This window comes from Arthrobacter sp. PvP023 (assembly GCF_017832975.1).
Classification (GTDB): domain Bacteria; phylum Actinomycetota; class Actinomycetes; order Actinomycetales; family Micrococcaceae; genus Arthrobacter.
This window is the reverse complement of the sequence record NZ_JAFIBI010000001.1, coordinates 226,719-246,821: the sequence shown is the minus strand read 5'-3', so window position 1 is coordinate 246,821 and position 20,103 is coordinate 226,719. Positions and strand designations below refer to the sequence as shown.

Annotated in this window: 24 protein-coding genes and 1 pseudogene; 17 read left to right on the top strand and 8 right to left on the bottom strand. The window is 67.0% G+C overall.

Annotated features, from left to right (window positions below; translation table 11 throughout):
- Window positions 1-30: 30 nt before the first annotated feature.
- The 4 genes from JOE31_RS01165 (at window position 31) to JOE31_RS01150 (ending at window position 2,909) form a co-directional block, all read left to right on the top strand.
- Window positions 31-306, top strand: coding sequence for a hypothetical protein (locus tag JOE31_RS01165; RefSeq protein ID WP_245198892.1), 276 nt, complete (start codon window positions 31-33; stop codon window positions 304-306).
- Window positions 307-428: 122 nt separating this feature from the next.
- The gene (locus tag JOE31_RS01160; RefSeq protein ID WP_209741761.1) at window positions 429-1,184 is read left to right on the top strand and encodes a lytic transglycosylase domain-containing protein; all 756 of its coding nucleotides are present in this window, start codon (window positions 429-431) and stop codon (window positions 1,182-1,184) included.
- Between the two features lie 39 nt (window positions 1,185-1,223).
- Window positions 1,224-2,153 carry an NADP-dependent oxidoreductase gene (locus JOE31_RS01155; protein WP_209741760.1) on the top strand — a complete coding sequence of 310 codons (930 nt, stop codon included), beginning with the start codon at window positions 1,224-1,226 and terminating at the stop codon, window positions 2,151-2,153.
- A gap of 84 nt (window positions 2,154-2,237) precedes the next feature.
- Window positions 2,238-2,909: a DNA alkylation repair protein gene (locus JOE31_RS01150; protein ID WP_209741759.1), complete on the top strand. Its 672-nt coding sequence runs from the start codon at window positions 2,238-2,240 to the stop codon at window positions 2,907-2,909.
- Window positions 2,910-2,927: 18 nt separating this feature from the next.
- On the opposite strand, the gene JOE31_RS01145 is transcribed toward JOE31_RS01150, so the two are convergent.
- The gene (locus tag JOE31_RS01145) at window positions 2,928-3,659 is read right to left on the bottom strand and encodes a GntR family transcriptional regulator (RefSeq protein WP_209741758.1); all 732 of its coding nucleotides are present in this window, start codon (window positions 3,657-3,659) and stop codon (window positions 2,928-2,930) included.
- Window positions 3,660-3,807: 148 nt separating this feature from the next.
- Between JOE31_RS01145 and JOE31_RS01140 the strand changes: the two genes are divergently transcribed.
- The 6 genes from JOE31_RS01140 to eda all read left to right on the top strand — a co-directional run bounded on the left by JOE31_RS01140 (window position 3,808) and on the right by eda (window position 10,562).
- Window positions 3,808-5,193 carry an MFS transporter gene (locus tag JOE31_RS01140; protein ID WP_209741757.1) on the top strand — a complete coding sequence of 462 codons (1,386 nt, stop codon included), beginning with the start codon at window positions 3,808-3,810 and terminating at the stop codon, window positions 5,191-5,193.
- Window positions 5,190-6,221: an L-idonate 5-dehydrogenase gene (locus JOE31_RS01135; RefSeq protein WP_209741756.1), complete on the top strand. Its 1,032-nt coding sequence runs from the start codon at window positions 5,190-5,192 to the stop codon at window positions 6,219-6,221. Before JOE31_RS01140 ends, JOE31_RS01135 begins: the two co-directional genes overlap by 4 nt.
- An 82-nt stretch (window positions 6,222-6,303) precedes the next feature.
- Window positions 6,304-7,515, top strand: a complete 1,212-nt coding sequence (gene manD, locus JOE31_RS01130; RefSeq protein ID WP_209741755.1) for a D-mannonate dehydratase ManD — start codon at window positions 6,304-6,306, stop codon at window positions 7,513-7,515.
- Window positions 7,516-7,562: 47 nt separating this feature from the next.
- Window positions 7,563-8,489 (top strand): PfkB family carbohydrate kinase, encoded by a 927-nt coding sequence (locus tag JOE31_RS01125; RefSeq protein WP_209748048.1) that lies wholly within the window; start codon window positions 7,563-7,565, stop codon window positions 8,487-8,489.
- 71 nt (window positions 8,490-8,560) lie between these two features.
- Window positions 8,561-9,946, top strand: a complete 1,386-nt coding sequence (locus JOE31_RS01120) for a mannitol dehydrogenase family protein (RefSeq protein ID WP_209741754.1) — start codon at window positions 8,561-8,563, stop codon at window positions 9,944-9,946.
- On the top strand, window positions 9,939-10,562 hold the full coding sequence (gene eda, locus JOE31_RS01115) for a bifunctional 4-hydroxy-2-oxoglutarate aldolase/2-dehydro-3-deoxy-phosphogluconate aldolase (RefSeq protein ID WP_280872510.1): 624 nt from the start codon (window positions 9,939-9,941) through the stop codon (window positions 10,560-10,562). Before JOE31_RS01120 ends, eda begins: the two co-directional genes overlap by 8 nt.
- A gap of 79 nt (window positions 10,563-10,641) precedes the next feature.
- On the opposite strand, the gene JOE31_RS01110 is transcribed toward eda, so the two are convergent.
- Window positions 10,642-11,373: an SDR family NAD(P)-dependent oxidoreductase gene (locus tag JOE31_RS01110; RefSeq protein ID WP_209741752.1), complete on the bottom strand. Its 732-nt coding sequence runs from the start codon at window positions 11,371-11,373 to the stop codon at window positions 10,642-10,644.
- A 58-nt stretch (window positions 11,374-11,431) separates the two neighbouring features.
- On the opposite strand from JOE31_RS01110, the gene JOE31_RS01105 reads away from it, so the two are divergent.
- A complete protein-coding gene (locus JOE31_RS01105; RefSeq protein WP_209741751.1) occupies window positions 11,432-12,025 on the top strand; it encodes a histidine phosphatase family protein in 594 nt (197 codons plus the stop codon).
- A gap of 7 nt (window positions 12,026-12,032) precedes the next feature.
- Here JOE31_RS01105 and JOE31_RS01100 read toward each other — a convergent pair whose 3' ends face one another.
- Together JOE31_RS01100 and JOE31_RS01095 are read right to left on the bottom strand one after the other, a co-directional pair.
- Entirely contained in the window at window positions 12,033-12,815 is a 783-nt protein-coding gene (locus tag JOE31_RS01100) for a hypothetical protein (protein ID WP_209741750.1), read from the bottom strand.
- 136 nt (window positions 12,816-12,951) lie between these two features.
- The gene (locus tag JOE31_RS01095) at window positions 12,952-13,395 is read right to left on the bottom strand and encodes a DapH/DapD/GlmU-related protein (protein WP_209741749.1); all 444 of its coding nucleotides are present in this window, start codon (window positions 13,393-13,395) and stop codon (window positions 12,952-12,954) included.
- Between the two features lie 165 nt (window positions 13,396-13,560).
- Between JOE31_RS01095 and JOE31_RS01090 the strand changes: the two are divergent.
- Together JOE31_RS01090 and JOE31_RS01085 are read left to right on the top strand one after the other, a co-directional pair.
- Window positions 13,561-14,271 (top strand): annotated as a pseudogene (locus JOE31_RS01090) (SGNH/GDSL hydrolase family protein); the annotation flags it as partial.
- Between the two features lie 65 nt (window positions 14,272-14,336).
- Complete coding sequence (locus tag JOE31_RS01085; protein ID WP_209741748.1) at window positions 14,337-14,513, top strand: hypothetical protein; 177 nt, start codon at window positions 14,337-14,339, stop codon at window positions 14,511-14,513.
- Window positions 14,514-14,565: 52 nt separating this feature from the next.
- On the opposite strand, the gene JOE31_RS01080 is transcribed toward JOE31_RS01085, so the two are convergent.
- The 3 genes from JOE31_RS01080 to JOE31_RS01070 form a co-directional block, all read right to left on the bottom strand.
- Window positions 14,566-14,913, bottom strand: coding sequence for a DUF202 domain-containing protein (locus tag JOE31_RS01080; protein WP_209741747.1), 348 nt, complete (start codon window positions 14,911-14,913; stop codon window positions 14,566-14,568).
- Window positions 14,914-14,915: 2 nt separating this feature from the next.
- On the bottom strand, window positions 14,916-15,317 hold the full coding sequence (locus JOE31_RS01075) for a YidH family protein (RefSeq protein ID WP_011689945.1): 402 nt from the start codon (window positions 15,315-15,317) through the stop codon (window positions 14,916-14,918).
- 68 nt (window positions 15,318-15,385) lie between these two features.
- Window positions 15,386-15,727 carry a DUF1508 domain-containing protein gene (locus JOE31_RS01070; protein WP_209741746.1) on the bottom strand — a complete coding sequence of 114 codons (342 nt, stop codon included), beginning with the start codon at window positions 15,725-15,727 and terminating at the stop codon, window positions 15,386-15,388.
- A gap of 251 nt (window positions 15,728-15,978) precedes the next feature.
- Here JOE31_RS01070 and JOE31_RS01065 point away from each other — a divergent pair, with 251 nt between their 5' ends.
- From JOE31_RS01065 to JOE31_RS01050, 4 genes are all read left to right on the top strand, one after another.
- Window positions 15,979-16,533 carry a cysteine hydrolase family protein gene (locus JOE31_RS01065; RefSeq protein ID WP_209741745.1) on the top strand — a complete coding sequence of 185 codons (555 nt, stop codon included), beginning with the start codon at window positions 15,979-15,981 and terminating at the stop codon, window positions 16,531-16,533.
- Window positions 16,534-16,610: 77 nt separating this feature from the next.
- Window positions 16,611-17,711 carry an FAD-dependent oxidoreductase gene (locus JOE31_RS01060; RefSeq protein ID WP_209748046.1) on the top strand — a complete coding sequence of 367 codons (1,101 nt, stop codon included), beginning with the start codon at window positions 16,611-16,613 and terminating at the stop codon, window positions 17,709-17,711.
- A 56-nt stretch (window positions 17,712-17,767) separates the two neighbouring features.
- On the top strand, window positions 17,768-18,319 hold the full coding sequence (locus tag JOE31_RS01055; protein ID WP_209741744.1) for a hypothetical protein: 552 nt from the start codon (window positions 17,768-17,770) through the stop codon (window positions 18,317-18,319).
- Between the two features lie 18 nt (window positions 18,320-18,337).
- The gene (locus tag JOE31_RS01050) at window positions 18,338-18,991 is read left to right on the top strand and encodes a DedA family protein (RefSeq protein ID WP_209741743.1); all 654 of its coding nucleotides are present in this window, start codon (window positions 18,338-18,340) and stop codon (window positions 18,989-18,991) included.
- A 10-nt stretch (window positions 18,992-19,001) separates the two neighbouring features.
- On the opposite strand, the gene JOE31_RS01045 is transcribed toward JOE31_RS01050, so the two are convergent.
- Window positions 19,002-19,979 (bottom strand): LacI family DNA-binding transcriptional regulator, encoded by a 978-nt coding sequence (locus tag JOE31_RS01045; protein WP_209748044.1) that lies wholly within the window; start codon window positions 19,977-19,979, stop codon window positions 19,002-19,004.
- Between the last annotated feature and the right edge of the window lie 124 nt (window positions 19,980-20,103).

Sequence of the window (20,103 nt, the reverse complement as noted above, 5' to 3'; positions counted from 1 at the left end):
ACCACCGGCTGCCTCGTGAGAGGACCTCTTTTGCCTACTGCCTTTGTCCCGTTCACCGTCCGTGCCACTGTCCGCGAGGACCACAGGCGCTCTTTCCGCACAGACATCGAGCGGCTCACCTCCAGCCATCGTGGCTGGGCGCCGCTGGACATGGTCAAGTCCACGGATACGCAGGCCCTCCTGCGGGGAGCGGTGCCGAATAGCGTGCACACCGCCACCGATTCGAGCCTGGCCCGTTACCTCCAGGACCGCCTGGTGGCCGACAGCGACATCCACCTGGATCTCGCTGTCAGCATCGAGCGGTAACAGGCGCCTGAGCCCCGGACCATCAGGTCCGGGGCTTTTTGGCACCAAAAATTGAACAACGGGAAGATGGTGTAAGTTGCTCCCGGCTGAACAAAACACCGGAAGGGAGAACGCACTAGTCCATGCTCCGACTGAAACGCCTTGCCGTCTTCTGCCTTTTCGCGACCTGCGTCATCACCGGGCTCTTGTTCTGGGTGCTCCGCCCGTCCGGCCCTGCAGCGTTTTGGAGCCAGTCGGCGCCGCCGCAAGCAGGCGCGAAACTTGCGACGCTGTCCGCGTTCAGCTCCCGAGCCGTGGACATTACTGACAGCACGATTGACGCGGAGTGGCTCGGACGGACCGCGGCGCAGACCAACATACCGGCCCGGGCACTCCAGGCCTACGCGGCTGCTGCGGAGCTCGCCAACATTGCCACACCGGCGTGCCGGATCGGGTGGAATACCGTGGCCTCCATCGGTTTCGTGGAGTCCGCGCACGGGAGTCACGGCGGCGGCAGCTTGTCGAACACCGGGCAGGTGAGCAGGCCCATTATCGGCCCCAGCCTCGACGGCGACAGTTTCGCCGCCATCCCTGACACGGACGACGGAATGCTCGACGGCGACGCCCGCTGGGACCGTGCGGTCGGACCCATGCAGTTCATTCCTTCCACCTGGAAGCTGGCGGGGCAGGACGGGAACGGGGACGGAGTCGCCGACCCGCTGAACATCGACGACGCCGCACTCAGCGCCGCCGCGTACCTATGCGAGGGCGGCCGTGACCTCACCACCGCCCGCGGGTGGACCGACGCGGTGCTCTCCTACAACCAGTCCGACTCCTACGTTCGCCAGGTGCGCGACCAGGCGAAGGCATACGCGGAACAGTCGGGGTCTGCCGGGTAGGTTCGGAATAGTGGCCGGAAGATATCGGTTGAGGCCTGCATGAAGGCAATTACTTACAGCGAATACGGAAGTCCGGACGTACTTGAGTTGACGGAGCAGCCGCTACCCAAGGTCGGGCCGGGAATGGTCCTGGTCAAGGTCAAGGCGGCAGCGGTCAATCCGGTCGATTGGAAGATCATGGCCGGTTACTTGGACCCGGCCATGGACCTGCAGTTCCCGGCCATTCCCGGATGGGACGCGGCCGGCGTCGTCGAGTCGGTCGGCATCGATGCGCCGCATTTCCAGCCCGGCGATGAAGTCATTTCCTATGGCCGCAAAGACTACGTCCACGGCGGTAGTTTCGCTGAGTACATCGCGTTGCCGGAACGGCTCCTGGCCCGCAAGCCCGCATCCCTGACCTGGAACGAAGCCGCAGGACTTCCGTTGGCGGGCCTGACGGCATATCAGGTCCTCAACCGCCTGGACCTCAAGGCGGGGGAGACCGTGTTGATCCATGGCGGCGCAGGCGGCGTCGGGTCCCTGGGTATCCAGATCGCCGCGGCGCGCGGTGCCAAGGTGATTGCGACCGCATCAGAAAAGAACCACGACTTCATCCGGTCGCTCGGTGCCGAGTCCGTCAGCTACGGCGAAGGACTCGCGGACCGGGTCCGCGCACTGCGCCCTGAAGGCGTCGACGTCGTCGCGGACTTCGTGGGCGGCAACCTTGAATCCACGCTGGCTGTCCTTGCTGAGGGAGGCAGGCACGCATCCATCGCGGACAGCGAGGTGGAGCAGCATGGCGGTACCTGGATGTGGGTGAACCCTGTAGGCGCCGAGCTGCAGGAACTCGCCGACCTGGTCGATGAGCGCAAGCTCCGGGTTGAAGTGGCACAAACGTTCCCGCTGGCGCAGGCGGCAGATGCCTTCCGCCTCAACATGGAGGGGCACACCCGCGGCAAGATCGTGATTGCAGTCGACGACGCGTCGTAATTCGGAGGGGCGGCCGGATTCCGGCCGCCCCCCTTCCTTGGGCCGTAGGCTGGGACCCAGCGGGTGAATGACCGGGAGGTTGGAATGTCCGAGACGACAGTTGCCGAGTTGAAAGCCGAACTGGCCGAGCTCGAAGACCCAAGAATGCGCTCAGTCAACGAGAAGCACGGCGATGATCACGGCGTGAACCTCTCCAAGCTGCGTGCCATCGCCAAGCGGCTCAAGATCCAGCAGGGCCTCGCCCGCGAGCTGTGGGCGACGGACGACACCGCGGCCCGGCTGCTCGGGCTGTTGATCTGCCGGCCCAAGGAGTTCGAACACGGGGAACTGGATGCCATGCTGCGCCAGTCGCGGGCGCCCAAGGTGCAGGACTGGCTGGTGAACTACGTGGTCAAGCGGAGCCCGCACGCCGAGGAACTGCGCGTTGCCTGGACTGCGGATTCAGACCCGGTGGTGGCCGGCGCCGGCTGGGCGCTGACCAGCGAGCGGGTCGCGAAGAACCCTGAGGGGCTCGACCTGCCGGGCCTCCTCGACACCATCGAGGCGCAGATGAAGGAGGCACCCGACCGACTGCAATGGGCGATGAACACCTGCCTGGCGCAGATCGGGATCCACCATGCCGCGTACCGTGCCCGGGCGATCGAGATCGGCGAACGGCTCGAGGTGCTCAAGGACTACCCGACGCCGCCGAACTGCACGTCCCCGTTCGCACCGGCCTGGATCAACGAGATCGTGCGCCGGCAGAGCGCGGGCTGATTCCCGGAAGGGCGCCGGTCAGGTCAGGCGGGCGACGCTTCGGCGGGAGGGCCGGAGCGCCGCGCCGTCGGAAAAGAGCTGCGGAGTTGCCTGCTGGATCCGTTGGACATCCTCAAAGACGCCCCGAAGGTGCAGGCGGAGGGAGCTGTCGGCGTCCGTCAGGTTGTTGGCTTCAAGAGCGTCCACCACGGCGGTGTGCTGCTCAATCAGGGTGGCAATGGGCCGTGTATCCAGCAGGCTCAGGCGACGGGCGCGGTCGAGGTGTGCCTTGGCGGAGTTCACGGCAGCCCAGGCGGACTCGTGGCCCGCAAGCCGGAGGAGCTCGCGGTGAAAATCTTCATCCAGGCGGAAGAATTCGTCCACGTCGCTGTTGGCATCAGCCTCCGTTTGGCTTTGGAGGATTCCGCGCAGTCCCGCTATTCCGGCCGCGTCCACCGAAAGGTCGCGCAGGGACGCGCACTCAATGGCCTCGCGGACAAACTGGGCGTCTGACACCCGGCCAAGATCAACGAGAGACACAAAGGAACCGATCTGCGGGTACACCTGCACCAGTCCCTCTTCCCTGAGCAGAATCAGGCTTTCCCGCACCGGCGTGCGGCTGACGCCCAGTTCCTGCGCGAGCTCATTCTCCGAGAGCGGTTCCCCCGGGGGCAGCTGGAGGGAGATGATGCGCCGCCGCAGTGTTTCCAGGGTCTGGTCACGCACGGACTGTCGAGGTTGCTGTCCCTTGCCGTGTTTATCCGATGCCATGACCTCAGTCTATTCTCTTGACACACTAGAATGGTAGTGCTTGTATGGTAGTAGTTAGCGAGGTGCCGCCGGTCACATCGACGGCCCGCCAGCCTTCTTCCTCTGTTCAACCCCCCTTCGTTTTTCATCGCCTGCAAAGGAGCACCAGATGACTGAGAGCATCGCGCCGCCCACCGCCCGGCCGGAGACCACCAAACCCACCCGGGAGCTGGCAAAAGTCGCCGTCTCAGGGTGGCTGGGAACCGCCATGGAATTTATGGACTTCCAGCTGTACTCCCTGGCGGCAGCCATCGTCTTCAACAAGATCTTCTTCCCCGATGTCAGCCCGGTCATTGGCCTCATCGCCGCCATGGCCACTTACGGTGTGGGCTACGTTGCGCGCCTTGCCGGTGCCGTCTACTTCGGCCGCATGGGCGACAGGATCGGCCGCAAGAAGGTCCTCTTCATCACCATCGCCCTCATGGGAGCATCAACAACCCTTATCGGCGTTCTCCCTACCTACGCGATGATCGGCATCTGGGCTCCCATCCTGCTGGTTGCACTGCGCCTGGCGCAGGGCTTCGGCGCGGGTGCCGAGATCGCCGGCGCCACTGTGATGCTCGCCGAATTCGCCCCGGCCCGCCGCCGAGGCCTCATCTCTTCCCTCGTGTGCCTTGGCACGAACTCCGGAACGCTCGCCGCGTCGGCGCTTTGGGCGGTTCTGGTGAGCACCCTTCCGGAGGACCAGCTGCTGAGCTGGGGCTGGCGGATTCCGTTCCTGTTCAGCTTTGTATTGATGATTTTCGCCGTGTGGGTGCGCCGCTCGCTCAAGGAAAGCCCGGTCTTTGAACAGCGGGCAGATGTTGTGGACGGCGTTGCACTTTCCAAGCGCGAAATCGCCGCGGCAGATGAGCTCGCCAAGACCAGCACCATCGAAGCCGCCCTGCACCAGCGCAAGGGCAAGGCCTTCCTGATCGCCCTCGGCCTGCGCTTCGGGCAGGCCGGCAACTCGGGGTTGGTCCAGACATTCCTGGTGGGCTATCTCGCCACTGTCCTGCTGGTGGACAAGAGCGTGGGCACTTCAGCCATCGTGTACGGCTCCCTGCTCGGCTTCCTGACCATTCCGGTCATGGGCTTGCTGGGTGACCGGTTCGGCCGGAGGCCCCTGTACCTCGTGCTGAGCGCGCTCACGGCGCTGTTCGCCATCCCCATGATGCTGATGGTCACCAGCGGAAACACGGGGCTCATCACCATCGCCATGGTCGTCGGGCTGAACCTGGGCGTGCTGAGCCTGTTTGCGATGGAAAGCGTCACCATGGCCGAATTCTTCGGCGCCCGTACCCGCTTCACGCAGCTGGCCCTGGCCAAGGAAATCGGCGGCATCCTCGCCACCGCCATCGGGCCCCTGCTTGCCGCAACCCTCACCGCCATCACCGGCCACTGGTGGCCGCTCGCCGCGATGCTCATCGGCTACTCCCTGATCACCTTGATCTCAGCCTTCGTGGGGCCCGAGGTCCGCGGACGGGACATGGTCCGCCTGGAAGACGCAGTATGAAAGCCGTCGTAGTCCACGGCGCCAACGATCTCCGTATCGACGAACGGCCGGAGCCTGTAGCCGGGCCGGGGGAAGTGGTAATCGACGTCGAGTGGGGCGGGATCTGCGGCTCTGACCTCTCCTACTGGCGCCACGGCGCCTCGGGGACGGCAGCGCTGAAGTCGCCGCTGGTCCTAGGACACGAAGTGGCGGGCCGGATCGCGCAACTGGGCCCCGGTGTCCGCAACCTCGACGTCGGGCAGCCGGTCACCGTACACCCGGCGGAACTGGTGGGCGACGGAACCATGCCGGACCGTCTGACCGGCCGCACCAACCTGTACCCGCAGATCCGCTACTTCGGTTCGGCGGCCTTTGATCCGCACACCGATGGCGGATTCAGCGAACGGAAGCTCGTCAAGGCATCCCAGATCCGGTCCCTGCCGGACGGCGTGGACACCCTTCGCGGAGCCCTCGCCGAACCGCTCGCCGTCGCCATGCACGCAGTCAGCCGGGCAGGATCCCTGGCCGGCCGGGACGTGCTGGTCAACGGAGCCGGCCCCATCGGCTCGCTGGTGGTCGCGGCGGCCAAGTACGCCGGGGCCAGAAGCGTCACTGCCGCCGACATCAACGAGGACTCACTGCGGATTGCCAAGTCCATGGGGGCGGACCACGTCGTCAATGTGTCCGCGGGCAGCCTTCCCGAGGACATGGAGTTGGTCTTCGAGGCTTCCGGAATCCCGGCAGTACTCGGAGGTGTGCTCCGCGCGACTGCCCGCGGCGGAACCCTCGTCCAGGTGGGCAACCTTCCCGGCGCCCCGGCAGCTGCCGCACTCGGCGACCTGGTGACCCGCGAAATCACCTGGATCGGTTCGTACCGTTTCGTCGAAGAAATCAGCGACGCCCTCCGCGCCATGGCGGACGGCCTGGACGTCTCACCGGTCATCACCCACCAGTTCGGCATCGACCAGGCGGAGGAAGCCATGCGCGTCTCGGCAGACCCCGCCTCCGGCAGCAGCAAGGTCATGCTCCGCCTCAGCCCAACTGAGTAGCAGCAGGTGTCGTGATGAGCCCTCATAACGACACCTGCTGCGACCTACTTGCAGATCACATCCCCACCTAAAGGACCAAGCAGTGAAGATCACCGACGCACGGGTAGTGGTTTCGTCGCCAGGACGGAACTACGTCACGCTCGTAATCGAAACCGAGGACGGAATCACCGGCATCGGCGACGCCACCCTCAACGGCCGCGAACTGGCAGTCGCGTCCTATCTCTCCGAGCACCTCTGCCCGTTGCTGATCGGCCGCGACGCGCGCCGGATCGAGGATGCCTGGCAGTACTTCTACAAGGGTGCCTACTGGCGCCGCGGGCCGGTGACCATGACAGCGATCGCCGCGATCGACGTCGCCCTGTGGGACATCAAGGGCAAGGCCGCCGGCATGCCGGTGTACGAGCTGCTGGGCGGCGCCGCCCGCGAAGGCGTGATGGTCTACGGACATGCCAGCGGCTCAACCCTGGAGGACCTCAGCGCTGACTTCCAGCACCACCTGGACCTGGGCTACAAGGCCATCCGCGCCCAGGCCGCCGTTCCCGGACTGGAAAAGACCTACGGAATCGCGCCGGTGGACGGCAGGACCTACGAGCCTGCAAGCGGCAACGTGCCGCAGGAGGACATGTGGGAGACCACCGCCTACCTGGATTTCGCACCGAAAATGATGGCCCACGTCCGCGAACAGTTCGGCTACGGCGTCCACGTCCTGCACGACGTTCATCACCGGCTGACGCCCATCGAGGCCGGCCGCCTGGGCGCTTCGCTTGAGGAGTACCGCCCGTTCTGGATCGAGGACCCGACGCCGGCAGAGGACCAGTCCGCCTTCCGCCTGATCCGCCAGCACACCACCACCCCCATCGCCGTCGGGGAAGTGTTCAACTCCATCTGGGACTGCCAGCAGCTGATCACCGAACGCCTGATCGACTACATCCGGACCTCCGTCTCGCACGCCGGCGGAATCACCCACCTGCGGCGCATCTTCTCCCTGGCCGACCTGTATGGCGTCCGTTCCGGCTCCCACGGTGCCGGGGACCTCTCTCCGGTATCGTTTGCCGCAGCCCTGCACGTGGACATGAGTATCCCCAACTTCGGCATCCAGGAGTACATGGGCCACCGCGACCCCGCAGGTGAGGTCTTCAAGACCTCCTACACCTTCAACGACGGCTACATGCACCCCGGTGAAGCCCCCGGGATTGGCGTGGAATTCAACGAGGAGGCAGCGGCCGCCTTCCCGTTCCAACCCAAGTACCTGCCTATCAACCGCCGCCTCGACGGGTCGGTGCACGACTGGTGAACGATGCAACGCAAGTAAATCGCCGCCAGCCGTTCGACGTCGTCGTCATGGGAGAAATCCTGATCGAGGTGGCCACCGATCTCCCCTTCGGTCACGGTGTTCCGGCGCAACTGGGCATCTCCGGGGACGCGCTGAACGTCGCCGCCGCCGCTTCGGCTGCCGGTGCGCGCGTGGGGCTGCTGGCCGTACTGCCCGACGACGAACTCGGCCAGGCGATCGCCGCCAGAATCCGGGAACTCGGCATTTCCCCCGACTTGCTCAAATTCCGGTCCGGGCAGCAGGGGGTTTACCTGGTGCACTCGGACCCTGAAGGTCAGCGCGAGTTCTCCTACGCCCGCAACGGCAGCGTGGGCTCCACCCTGTCCCCGGACGACGTCGACCCCGTGGTCTTCTCCACCGCGAAGGCAGTGATCGCCGGCGGAATCGCCTGCGCGATCTCGGACAGCTCGCGGGCGGCAGTCCTTAAGGCCTCGGCGCTCTCCCGCCGGTTCATTTTCGACCCCAACTTCCGCCCGCGTTTGGCCAGCACCGAGGGGGCAAGCGCCCTGCTCGCCGAGCTGGCGCCGCGGACCTTCCTGGTCACCCCGTCCTTCCCCGGGGAAACGTCCGCGCTATTGAACTGCGCCTCGCCAACGGAGGCCGCCGGCAAGCTCCGGGACCTGGGCGCGGCGAACGTGGCCGTGACCTGCGGGTCGGAGGGGATCCAGCTTGAGGGCGACCAGCTTTCGGCCTGGGTGGAGGCCATCCCTGCACCGTCGGTAGTGGACCAGACCGGGGCGGGCGACGCCTTCGTCGGGACCATGACCGCCCGAATAGTCCTTGGTGACAGCCTTCCGGTAGCGGCGAGGTACGGCGCGGCCGCCGCGTCGCTGGTGGTGGGCGGCAAGGGCGGCACCGGACTGATCCCCACCTTCGAACAAACCAGCGCACACGCCCGCCGGGCCGGCGAAGGAGAACTGACATCGCACGCCTAAGCAACGCCACGCTCGAAACCCTCGGAACCCGGCAGTCCCTGCTGGCCCGTGAAGCGCTGCGGCCCGGAATCGTGCACCTTGGACTGGGTGCCTTTGCCCGCGCCCACACGGCCGTGCTGACGGAAACCGCCATGCTGTCCGCCGGAGATTTCGGCTGGGGGATCATCGGCGTGACCCAGCGCTCCGACACGGTGGCGCGCCAGCTGGCGCCCCAAGACGGTCTCTTCACCGTCACCGAACGGGGAAGCGGCGCTGCACCGCCCCGGGTCGTATCGAGCATCGTCGAAGTCCTTTCCGGACGGGACAACCCCGGAACGGTGACGGACCGCATTGCAGCGCCCTCGACGTCGGTGGTCACGTTGACCGTCACGGAAAAGGGCTATCGTATCGATCCGCGGACCGGGATCCTCGACTTTGCGGACGAACAGGTGCAGGCGGACCTTGCAGGACAGGCTCCGCAGACCTCCATCGGGCAGATCGCGAGGGGAATCCAGCGCCGCGCCCGCGCGGACGCCGGACCCCTCACCGTGGTCTCGTGCGACAACCTTCCCGGCAACGGGGAACTCACCCGGAGCCTCGTGCACGCCTTTGCCGCCGCTTTGCCCGCCCAAGAGGCCGATCCGCTGGTGTCATGGATGGCGGACAACGTGTCCTTCCCGAGCACCATGGTGGACCGGATGGTGCCGGCCACCACGGCGGGTGACCTTGACGCCGTCGAGCGTGAACTGGGACTCCGGGACGAGGCCGCCGTGGTGGCCGAGCCCTTCCTGCAGTGGGTGATCGAGGACAACTTCGCGTCGCGCCGCCCGCGCTGGGAGGACGCCGGAGCGCTCTTCAGCTCCGACGTTGCCGCCTGGGAAGCGGCCAAGCTGCGCCTGCTGAACGCCAGCCATTCCATGCTGGCGTACCTGGGGCTGGCGACGGGCAAAACCACCATCAGTGACGCCGTGGGGGAGGACGCGTTCCGCACCGCCTGCAGCCGCATGATGGCCGAGGACGCCCTTCCCACGATCAGCCTTCCAGCCGGACTGGACGGCGCAGCGTACTGCGCGCAGGTGCTCAGCCGTTTCGCGAATCCCGCGCTGGGACACACCACCGCCAAGGTGGGAAGCGACGGATCCCAGAAAATCGGACTGCGGCTCTTGACCACGGTCCGCGCCGGCCTGGACGCCGGCCGCGAGCCCCGCTGGACGGCCCTGGCCGTTGCTGCATGGATGCACCATGTGGCCTCAACCCCGACGGCGGAGCTGGACGATCCGCTCGCGCCGGCGCTCCATGCACAACTTCCAACGACGCGCACCGCCGCAACGGTGGTGCCCGCACTGCTCGGCTGCCGCACCATCTTCGACGGCGAACTCGCGGCACACCAGGGGTTTGCCGGCCTCCTCATGCACTGGTACCGCATCATTGACACCCACGGGCTGGACGGCCTGAGAAATGAGATCAACCATGGCTGATGCCACCAGCATCCTGAACGTTTCCCCCGTCATCCCGGTGGTGACTGTCGATGACCCGCGGCACGCTGTTCCCCTTGCCCTGGCACTGGCCGACGGCGGCGTCCGCATCATCGAACTCACCCTCCGGACGGAGAGCGCCCTCACGTCGCTCAAACACATTGCGGACGAGGTGCCCGAGATCCTGGTTGGTGCCGGCACTGTCCTGACTCCGGCCCAGGCCGATGCCGCGGTAGCTGCCGGAGCCCGGTTCCTGGTCAGCCCCGGCGTCACACCCTCCCTGCTGGATCACATGCTGGAGCTGGGCCTGCCGCTCCTGCCCGGCGTGGCCACGGTGGGCGAAGTGATGGCTGTCCTGGAACGGGGACTAAACGCCATGAAGTTCTTCCCCGCCGGACCCGCGGGTGGACCCGAATACCTCGCTGCCATCGGAGCTCCCATCCCGCAGGTGCAGTTCTGCCCGACAGGCGGAGTCAGCCTCAGCTCAGCACCGGCATACCTCGCGCTGCCGAACGTTTCCTGCGTGGGCGGCAGCTGGCTCACGCCGAGGACAGCCATCGAAGACAACGACTGGAAGCAGGTCACCAAGCTCGCGCGGGAAGCTGCCGGACTCGGGTAGCACCGGCCTTCTACGGCTGAGCCAGCACCGGAGGCCTGCCCGCCCAAGCGTAGGGGGCAGTTCCTGAAGGCCACGGGCCTTAAGTGAGGCTTTCTCCGGTGAGGCGGGCGAGGAGGTTGATGAGCTCAGCCTGGAACCGATGGTCGTAGACGGAGGGGTGTGCCTTTTCCCTGTGCTGATGGTGCCAGTAGCCGCCGCTCGTGAGCGCCTCCGGGTCGTCGTTGGCGGCAAGCCATTCCTGGGTGAGGCGACCGAGCCGCAGGTCGTCCGGAGCGCCGGCGCCGCCCATCCTGGTGGGGACCCAGCCGGGGTCCACTGAGTTGGTCAGAACGTCCGGCCACAGCCTGGCAATGGCTGCGGCAAGGGTGGTGATGTAGAGCTTGCTGTCGGAATAGGAGACGCTTTGTGGCTGCGCGCCCTGACGGATGGCGGCAAGGGAGGCGCGGCCGCCGCGGTGCATGCCGCTGCTGAGGTAGACCAGCCGGCGAGGGCGATGGATGAGGGCGGTCAGAAGGTACGGGGCGACGACGTTGACTTGGAAGATGTGCGGGCTGTGGAGCACGCCCGCGTTATGAATCACCGCGTCCACCGGCCCGCTTCGGTTCACTTGGCGGGCGAGGTCGCGTGTTTGCTCGATGTCTGACAGGTCGCCGACTACGCCCGTGGCCCCAAGGTCAAGGAGATCCTGTATCCCGGCCAGCCGTTGGACGCTCCGTGCGTGCACGATGACGTCATGGCCGTTGTCGTGGAGGGACTGTGCGGCAGCCCGTCCAAGTCCGTCGGTTGAGCCGGTGATGAAGATGCGTGCCATCGCCCCTCCTGCGTCAGATAGGTGGTCTCCAACGATAATCCCAACGGGTCAAGGCACAATGGAAGGCATGACCCTTACGACCTTCGCCCTTGTCCGCCATGGCCAGACTGACTGGAATGCGCAGCGCAGGCTGCAGGGATCCACGGACATTCCGCTCAATGACGTCGGCCGCGGACAGGCGCGCGCCGCCGCCGCCGCCCTGTCCGGCCACGAGTGGGACGCGATCGTATCCTCGCCGCTGAGCCGTGCCGCGGAAACCGCCAACCTGATTGCCGACGGGCTGGGCCTCAGCGTGGCCCGGCACGTGCCGGAGCTCACCGAGCGCAGCTTCGGGCCGGCGGAGGGCCTGCAGGCCGGCCCCGAACTTGAAGCCCTGCGCATCCCCGGCGGTTTCCGCGGCGCGGAAAGCGAAGACCAGGCAGCCTCCCGCGGTTTGGCCGCGCTGGAAGCACTGGCCGAAGAGTTCCGCGGCCGCCGCGTCCTGGTGGTTGCCCACGGGACGCTCATCCGCGTGAGCCTCAGCCGTGCCATCGGCCGCACGCTGCAAAGCGTCGACAACGCCGTGCTCAACCTCGCCCACCACCACGCCGTTGACGGCTGGCAGCTGGAGTACTTCAACGGCGAACGGTTCGCAGCTCCAGTCGAGGCCTGAGCCGGGACTAGGGCTGGTAGTACTTTTCCGTCGGAGTGAATCCCACCCGGTCCACTTTCCGGTGGTAATGAACTCCAACCATGCCGCCCAGGACGGAGCCCAGCAGGGCTAACGCGGCGACGGCGATGGCCGCGACAATGCTGGCCGTGCCCAGCGGGCCCTCATTCACGGGCAGCCGAAGCAAGTCGTTGAGCACCATCCGGACATTCAACTGGCCGCCGCCAACAATGCCACCCACTATGGCGACGACGGCTGCTGCCGCAGCCACAATGACCGCCCACAGCCACACCATGAGTCCCTGGCCGACGCCGTTGAACCGCGCCATCCGTCCCGCGACGTAGCCGCCTGAAAAGTAGGCGAAGAGGGGGATCATAAGGAGCAGGGCAGCGCCGGTGACGCCGCCGGGCCAGGACCAAGCCTGCCCGGTGCCTGCGGCCATATCCGCGGCGGTCAGCAGGCCCGTCCGTGTGGACGCCATGGCCAAAGCCGCCAGCAGAACGGCCATCGCGGTTGCAGTCAGCCAGCCGAAGAAGGCCGCACCGATCTTGATGCCGCCGAACCGTTCCTCTTGCCTGGCAACCACCGTTTCGCGGGTGGTAGCTTCCGGAACTGCGGGGAGGGGAGCTTCTTGCTGGGCAGCGGTGTCGTCGAAATAACCCGCGTCCTCGTCGTAGGGGACGGCACCGGAGTCAGGGAGGGACTCGTCCTGGGGGACGGCACCGTCGGGGCCAACCTCGTCAGGTTCGTCGTCGCGTCCGTGCCCGCCATCAGGATCCGTTCCGCCACCCATCACGCGTCCCCGCTTTCAATGACCTAACGGTGGGTATGCCTTAAGGTAATCCCACTCCGGCGCGGTCCACGAGAGGCTTTGGGCCCGGCTCGGCTTCGCTGCAGAACAGGGACGCGCGCCGGTAGAGCGGCAAGCTTCACGCGGCCTGGCGGTTACCGTCCGGAAGGGACCGCGGCGGAGGGCTTGCCGACGCCCCGGTCCTGGCCGGGAGGCGGCTGCCCTGGGCGACCTTGCTGTCGCCGTGGAGGCGGACTCCGTGCCCTATCACGGCCCCCGCTCCGATCTTGGAGTGGCTGCCGATCCGGGCCCGGTGGCCGATCACCGCTCCCTGCCCCACGTACACAGCATCACCGATCACCACTTTGTGGCCGACCCGCGCACGCCGGTCGATCCAGCTGCCGCCGCCCACCCGGCATCCGGCCCCCACCTGGGCGCCGGCCTCCACATAGGCGGTTGGACTGATGAAGGACGACTCGTCCACCTCGGCCCCACGGCCGATCAGGCCGCCGCCGTTGGGGTGCCGGTGGTAGCTGATGACCTTCCCGGCGTCGTCCTCGACTGTTTCGATTTTCCTGCTCATTACCTTCCCGTCAGTCCGCTGCAACTCATAACAGCGGACACTCTTTTAACGCCCGGCGAGCAGCAGGCATTCCTTTCACAAACACGGCATTCCGCCCGATTTTCGGAACATGTGGACCGGTTCCGTGGTTAATCAAAGAAAGGGCGCAGGCTTCCCACGAGGAGGTGGGTGGACCGGGTGGCAGAGGAACTGAGCGCAGGGCACGACGACTTCGCGTATGCGAATCTGGCCGTGCGCGGCCTGCTGCTGGAGCAGATCCTGGCCCGGCAGGCCGGTCCGGCGCTGGTCCTGCGGCCGGATGTGATCACGCTTTCCGCCGGAGGCAACGACCTGGTCTTCCACGGCAGCGATCCGGACAAGCTCGCGGGCATGCTTGACGACGGCGTGGCGCTGCTGAGTTCTTCCGGTGCCACCCTGGTGCTCTTCACCGGACCGGATTGGGGGTCAACGCCGGTGCTCGGCCGCAACCGGAGCAAGGTGGCAGTCTTCAACGAAAACATCCGCGAGATCGCCTCCCGGCATAACGCCGTGATCGCGGATCTCTGGGGACTTCGGGAGCTCCGGGACCCGCGGATGTGGGACCGGGACAGGCTGCACTTGTCCCCGCCGGGTCACTATGCCGTGGCGATGAGGGTGCTCGATGCGCTTGGGGTCCGGCATCCGCTGCAGCCGCTGCAGGCGGGGGACCTGCCGCAGGGCGATTGGCGCCGCGCCAGGGCCGAGGACCTTGTGTGGGCCCGCACGTACCTGCTGCCTTGGGCGTGGCGACGGGTCCACAAGCCTGCCGGTGTTACGGAACCGACCGCGAAGCGGCCTGCCGCTGCTCCGGTCAACAGCTCCGGGCAACCTGCCGTCGTCATGGAGGGCCAGGCGTGAGGGGGGTACAGTCCACGTTGGAGTGTCGCACCGTGAGTGTCGGTGCCCTGCAATAAACTCACCCAGTGGCAGATTCAAGCACCGATGGCAGTGCAAACATGGCGGTGATCCCGGTGCTGGAGGGTCAGACCTGCATTGGCGAGCTGCTTCCGGACGTCAAGGAAATGGTGGGAATGAACTCGCCCGAAGGGGCGCTGCCCGACTCCAACGGATCACCAGACGGCCAGTTGACGCTCTTCTGACCGGCCGCCCGGTGCCGCGGCAGGGCGTCACGCCTGTCGCGTCACGCCCCGCTCACGGCTGCAGCGGGAGGAACAGTACGGTGTAAATCCCCAGCAGGGCGAGGACGACGACGCTCGCGGCGACCGCCGCCGTCGAGCCTATGTGCGGCGGCATGGTCTCCTGCCTGATGCCCCGGACGGCCCGGTGGAACCGGCGTTTCTGGGTGAGATTGATGGCCAGTGCGGTGACGACGGCACCGCCGACGAGCGTCCCGACGAACCAGCCGTGGTGGGGCATCCACCGCAGGAAAACGGACGCAGCGATCACCATGGACAGGGTGGTGCGGCTCCAGGCCAGGTCAGTGCGTTCCGGCTGGAGGCCGGAATCGCCGTGCCATGCGGCGCCGCTTCGGGAAGCCATGCTCAGGCCGGCCGGACGATCACGAAAACCACCATGATGGCCGCCACGAGGGCCCCGCCGATGGCCAGCACCGGGGCCATGAGCGGGAGCGGCATAGGTGCTTTTCGCCGCATGGCGCGTTCCACGTTCACCCACCGGAAGAACGAGCCGCCCCCGATCAGCAACGCCAGGACAAGCAGCAGGACCGAAATGGTCTTGCGCAGTTCGGGACCCAAGAGCTCAGCCATAAAAGCTTCGACCGCAACGCCCCCGGCTAGCAGGGCCAGCGACGTCCGGATCCACGCCAGGAACGTCCGCTCGTTCGCCAGGGTAAACCGCGGATCGGGCTCAGTGCCGCCACGAAGGATCCGGGACGTCAGCCGGCCCCTCGGATCCGGCGCTCCGGTGTTCGAATCTTCTGGCAACGTGAATCCCTCCGCGCGGCAGGTCGCAGCATGCTCCCTCTACTGCGTACCACGTTACCGCCCGCGGGTCAGGCTGCCCCCGACCAGTGCGGAACGGCCGGGGCCCGGCGGGCCGCGGCGTGCTTGCGGAAGCCGTCAACCGGGAACCGCCGGGTGTCGCAGGCCGCGGGGACGGGGGCAGGCGTCGCAGCAGCCGGTGCCTGGGCGGGTGCCGGGACCGAACTGCTAGCAGGGCAGAGGTCGCTGATCAGCCCCATTCCCGCGCACTCGCGGACCGCTTCGATGGCCGCCACCGCCGACGGCTTGTCGCGGTAGGCGCCTGACACGGCAAGCTCGGCTCCTTCCGGCGTCGTCAGCCGGAAGCGGTACTGCAACTCTGCATCGACGAAAACTTCAAACTTGCCGGCCATAATTAATCCTTCCGGTCTGCGGAGCCGGCCCGCCGGCAGCTTCGCCGCGAAACGGGCCGAACGCATCTCTGCGAACAACGTCCGCTGGTCTGGTCGAACGATCAGAATTGATCGGTTCATCAAGTGCTTCAAGTCTGTCGCGGCCCCTTGTAGGCTCACAAGACCGATCAAGTTAAGCCCACGTAAAATGCATGCAACGGATTGCCACTCCAGGGCCGCAGCATGTCCCGGCACAAACCGAGGAGCTCGCTATGACCACACTGTCGGATCGACCCAACACCGCCTTGCTGGTGATCGACGTCCAGAACGGGGTGGTGGCCGATGTGCACCAGCGCGACGCCGTCGTCGCCAACATCGCCACCCTCGTTGACAAAGCGCGGAGCGAAGGCGTCCCGATCGTCTGGGTCCAGCACTCGAGTGGGCAACTGGCGAAGGGAAGCGATGCCTGGGAGCTCGTGCCGGAACTGAAGCGGCAGGAACCGGAACCGCTGGTGCACAAGTCGTTCGCGGACTCCTTCGAGGACACCGACCTGGAAGACGTACTGGCCGGAGCAGCAGTCGGGCGCCTGGTGGTGACCGGCGCGCAGACGGATGAGTGCATCCGGTCCACCATCCACGGCGCCTTTGTCCGCGGCTACGACGTGACCCTCGTTGGTGACGCGCACACCACGGAGGACCAGAGCGAGTGGGGTGCCCCGCCGCCGGACAAGGTCATTGCGCACACCAACCTTTACTGGAAATACCACACGGCTCCCGGCCGCACCGCTGCGGTTGAGGACAGCAAGGATGTAACTTTCGCGGGCTGAGCCGGTCAATCCGGAAGAATAGGTCCCGGCAACAGGCCTCTTGGCGAGGCCGCGGGATCGAGTCTGGTGGAGCTGTGGTGGAAGTTGACGTCGTCGTGGTCGGCGGAGGGGCGATGGGATCCGCTGCCGCGTGGCAGCTTGCCCGCCGCGGCAGGTCCGTTGTCCTCCTGGAGCAGTTTGAACAGGGGCATCACATCGGCGCCTCCCACGGCGCGACCCGCAATTTCAACATGGCCTACGCCGAGCCCGACTACCTGGACCTGGTCACCGAGGCCAAGGACCTCTGGGACGAGCTCGAGGGTGCAACGGGCACGCAGCTCCTGGACCTCGTGGGCCTGGTGAACCACGGCAACGTCCGGCGGCTGCGGGACGTTCGTTCGTCGCACGCCGAGCGGGGCATTGAGAGCCACTTCATTCCGGCGGCAGAGGCGGCGGAGCGCTGGCGGGGCATGAACTTCAGGGGTGACGTCCTGGTGGTGCCCGGCTCGGGACGGGTCCGCGCCGCCGACGCGCTGCTGGCGCTGCGCCAGGCCGCCGAGGCGCACGGCGCCCGCTTTGAATACTCGACGCCGGTCCGCGACATCCGCGTTGACGGCGACCGCGCCGTCGTGGTCATTGACTCCGGCGAGATCACCGCGCGCCGTGTGGTGGTCACCGCCGGCGCGTGGACCGGCAAGCTTCTCGGGAACCGGGTCACGCTGCCGGGGCTTGTGGTCACGCAGGAGCAGCCGGCACACTTCACGCCGCTGGACGACTCACTGGCCTGGCCCAGCTTCAACCACAACCCGGACCCGGATGATCCCCGCGACGCGTACTGGTACAGCCCCGTCTACGGAATGCTCACCCCGGGCGAGGGCATCAAAGCCGGCTGGCACGGCGTGGGGCCGGTGACGGACCCGGACGCGCGCAGCTTCACCCCCGAACCTGTCCAGCTTCAGGCGCTGGTGCGCTACGTCCGGGAGTGGCTGCCGGGCGTGGATGCGGAGTCGGCGGTTCCCATCAGTTGCACGTACACCAGCACCGCCAACGAGGACTTCGTGCTGGACCGTTTCGGTCCAGTGGTGGTGGGGGCCGGCTTCTCCGGCCACGGTTTCAAGTTCACACCGGCCATTGGCCGGATACTTGCAGACCTCGCCGACGGCGGGGGCTCACCCGCCCGCTTCACAGCCCTGCGCTAGGGTCGGGCCGCCGGGTGGCAGGACGGATTTCGCCGGAGCGGGTAGCGTAGGGTGACATGCGCAACGGTCGACTGGTTCCCTGCATCCTCGCGGTGCTGTCCGTCGTCGCCTTCTTTTTGCTGGGTATCGCCGCACCGGCAAGTGCCGAACCCTGCCCGGACAAGCAGGTTCCGGCTGCCGCGGGCGGGTTCTGCGTTTCCGGCGGCCCGCCTTCCCCGGCGCCCGCATCGGCGCCGACCGCCCCGGCCGGGCCAGCCAGCCCCGGACCCGCGCAGGGCGGTTCCGGCCCCGCAGACACCCAGCCCGTAGTTCCCGGTTCGGCCGCGGAAAACCTGCCGTCGCAGGAAGGTGTGGCCGGCCAGGGGACAGCGACCGCCCCTTCAGCATCCGCCGGAACGCCGTCAGGTGCAGGCTTTGCCACGCCGGCTAAGGCGTCATCGCCGATGCCGTCCCGCTCAGCCCGGACATTGGCAGCCGCCCTGCCGGATTCCGGCAGGGCCGGGGCAGGGACCGTTCCACTTGCCGGATACCTGGTGGCCATCGGCGGCGGGATGCTCCTGCTCTCCGCCGCCTTCGGTTTCATGCGGTTCCGTCCCGCAGCCCGCTGACACTCAGGAAGGACAGTCATGACTACCGCAAACGCCGTTGACGAGCTCACGGGGATAGCCGGCTTGGCCGCCCGCGGCATCGATACGCTGGGGGAGTGGGGCGTGGGACTGTTCACCTTCGCCGAAACCATCATCCCGCCCATCCCGAGCGAGGTCATCCTGCCGCTGGCGGGCTTCCTCACCAAGCAGGGAAGCATGAGCCTGGCCCTCGTGTTCCTCACCAGCACGCTCGGCGCCTACGCCGGTGCGCTGCTGCTGTACTGGATTGGCGCGAAGCTTGGCCTGGAGCGTGCCATCCGCGGGCTGTCCCGGCTTCCGCTGATGGACCGCGAGGACTTCGAGAAAGCCGCCGACTGGTTCCAGCGCCACGGCAAATCGGCGGTGTTCTTCGGCCGGTTCCTGCCCGGGGTGCGCAGCCTGATTTCCCTGCCCGCCGGCGCGGAGAAAATGAACCTGGCCACGTTCAGCATCTTTACCATTGCCGGGAGCGGGCTCTGGAATGCCCTGTTGATCGGTCTCGGTGTGCTCCTCGGAGCGCAGTACCACCTCATCGAGGAGTACTCCAAATACCTCAATTACGCCGTCTACGCCGCGCTTGCAGCCCTGATTGCCTGGGTTTCGATCAGGGCGTACCGGCGGCAGCGCGAACGCGTGGACCAGAACCAGCGCTGAGGGAGTTTCGTCAGGCTGTGGAGCCGCGAACCACCAAGGAGCTTTCCAGTGTCACCTGGGGCTGCTCCAGCGGGCGGCCCTCCATGAGGGAGCGCAACTGCTCGCCGGCCTTGAGCCCGAGGGGCGTGGCCGGCAGGTGAACGCTTGTCAGGCCCGGATTGCTGGTCGCGGAGTACGGCAGGTCATCGAATCCCGCCACCGCCAGTTCTTCGGGGATCCGCACTCCCGCAACACGGGCTTCCTGCAGCACGCCGTAGGCCTGCGTATCGGTACCGCAGACGACGGCGGTAACCCCGTTCCGCTGCCACTGCGGCCATGCCCGGGCGAACGCCGCGGCCGCGGTCCCGACGTCGATGGTGGTGCTGATGATGCATTCGGGCGGCACTGAAATCCCGCGCTCCGCTGCTTCCTCGAGGAACGCGGTGCGCCGAACGTCGAAGGTGGCCGTGCCCGTCACGCTGTCCACGTAAGCCGCGCATTTGTGCCCCGCAGCGGCCAGGTGCGCCGCCAGCTCCCGGGCGCCGTGCGCCACGTCGAGGTTCACCGACGGGGCGTAGGCTTCCAGACCGGGAGCGTCGAGCAGCACCAGCGGGCCCGCAGCCGACAGTTCCTCCAGGAATTCGGCGTCCGGGGCGTCCACCAGCAGCCCTGCGGGCCGCAGCGCCGTCAGCTTCCGGACGTCATCGGCCTGCGGAAACTCTCCGGCCTCCGTGACGGACAGGAGCAGCTGGTAGTCGGCGCCCAGGGATTCGCGCACACCGGTGATCACCTTGGCGAAGAACGGGTTGGAGATGTCCGGCGCCACAAGGATGACGATCGAGCTCACGCCCTTGGCCAGGGAGCTGCCGATGCCGTCCACCACATAGCCCAGTTCGGAGATGGCGTCCCGCACCCGCGAAATGTTGTCCTCCGACACGCGGCCGCGGGTCTTGCCGTTGGCCACCAGGGAAACGGTGGCCGTGGAAACCCCCGCGCGGGCGGCAACCATGGCCGCCGTGACCCGCGGCGCGGCGGCCTTGGGTCCCGTGCCCGGTGAATGCTGTACGTGGTGCGCGGAATCCATACCCTCGATCGTAGTGGGCCAGGTGCATGCCTGCGCCGTTCCACGTGAG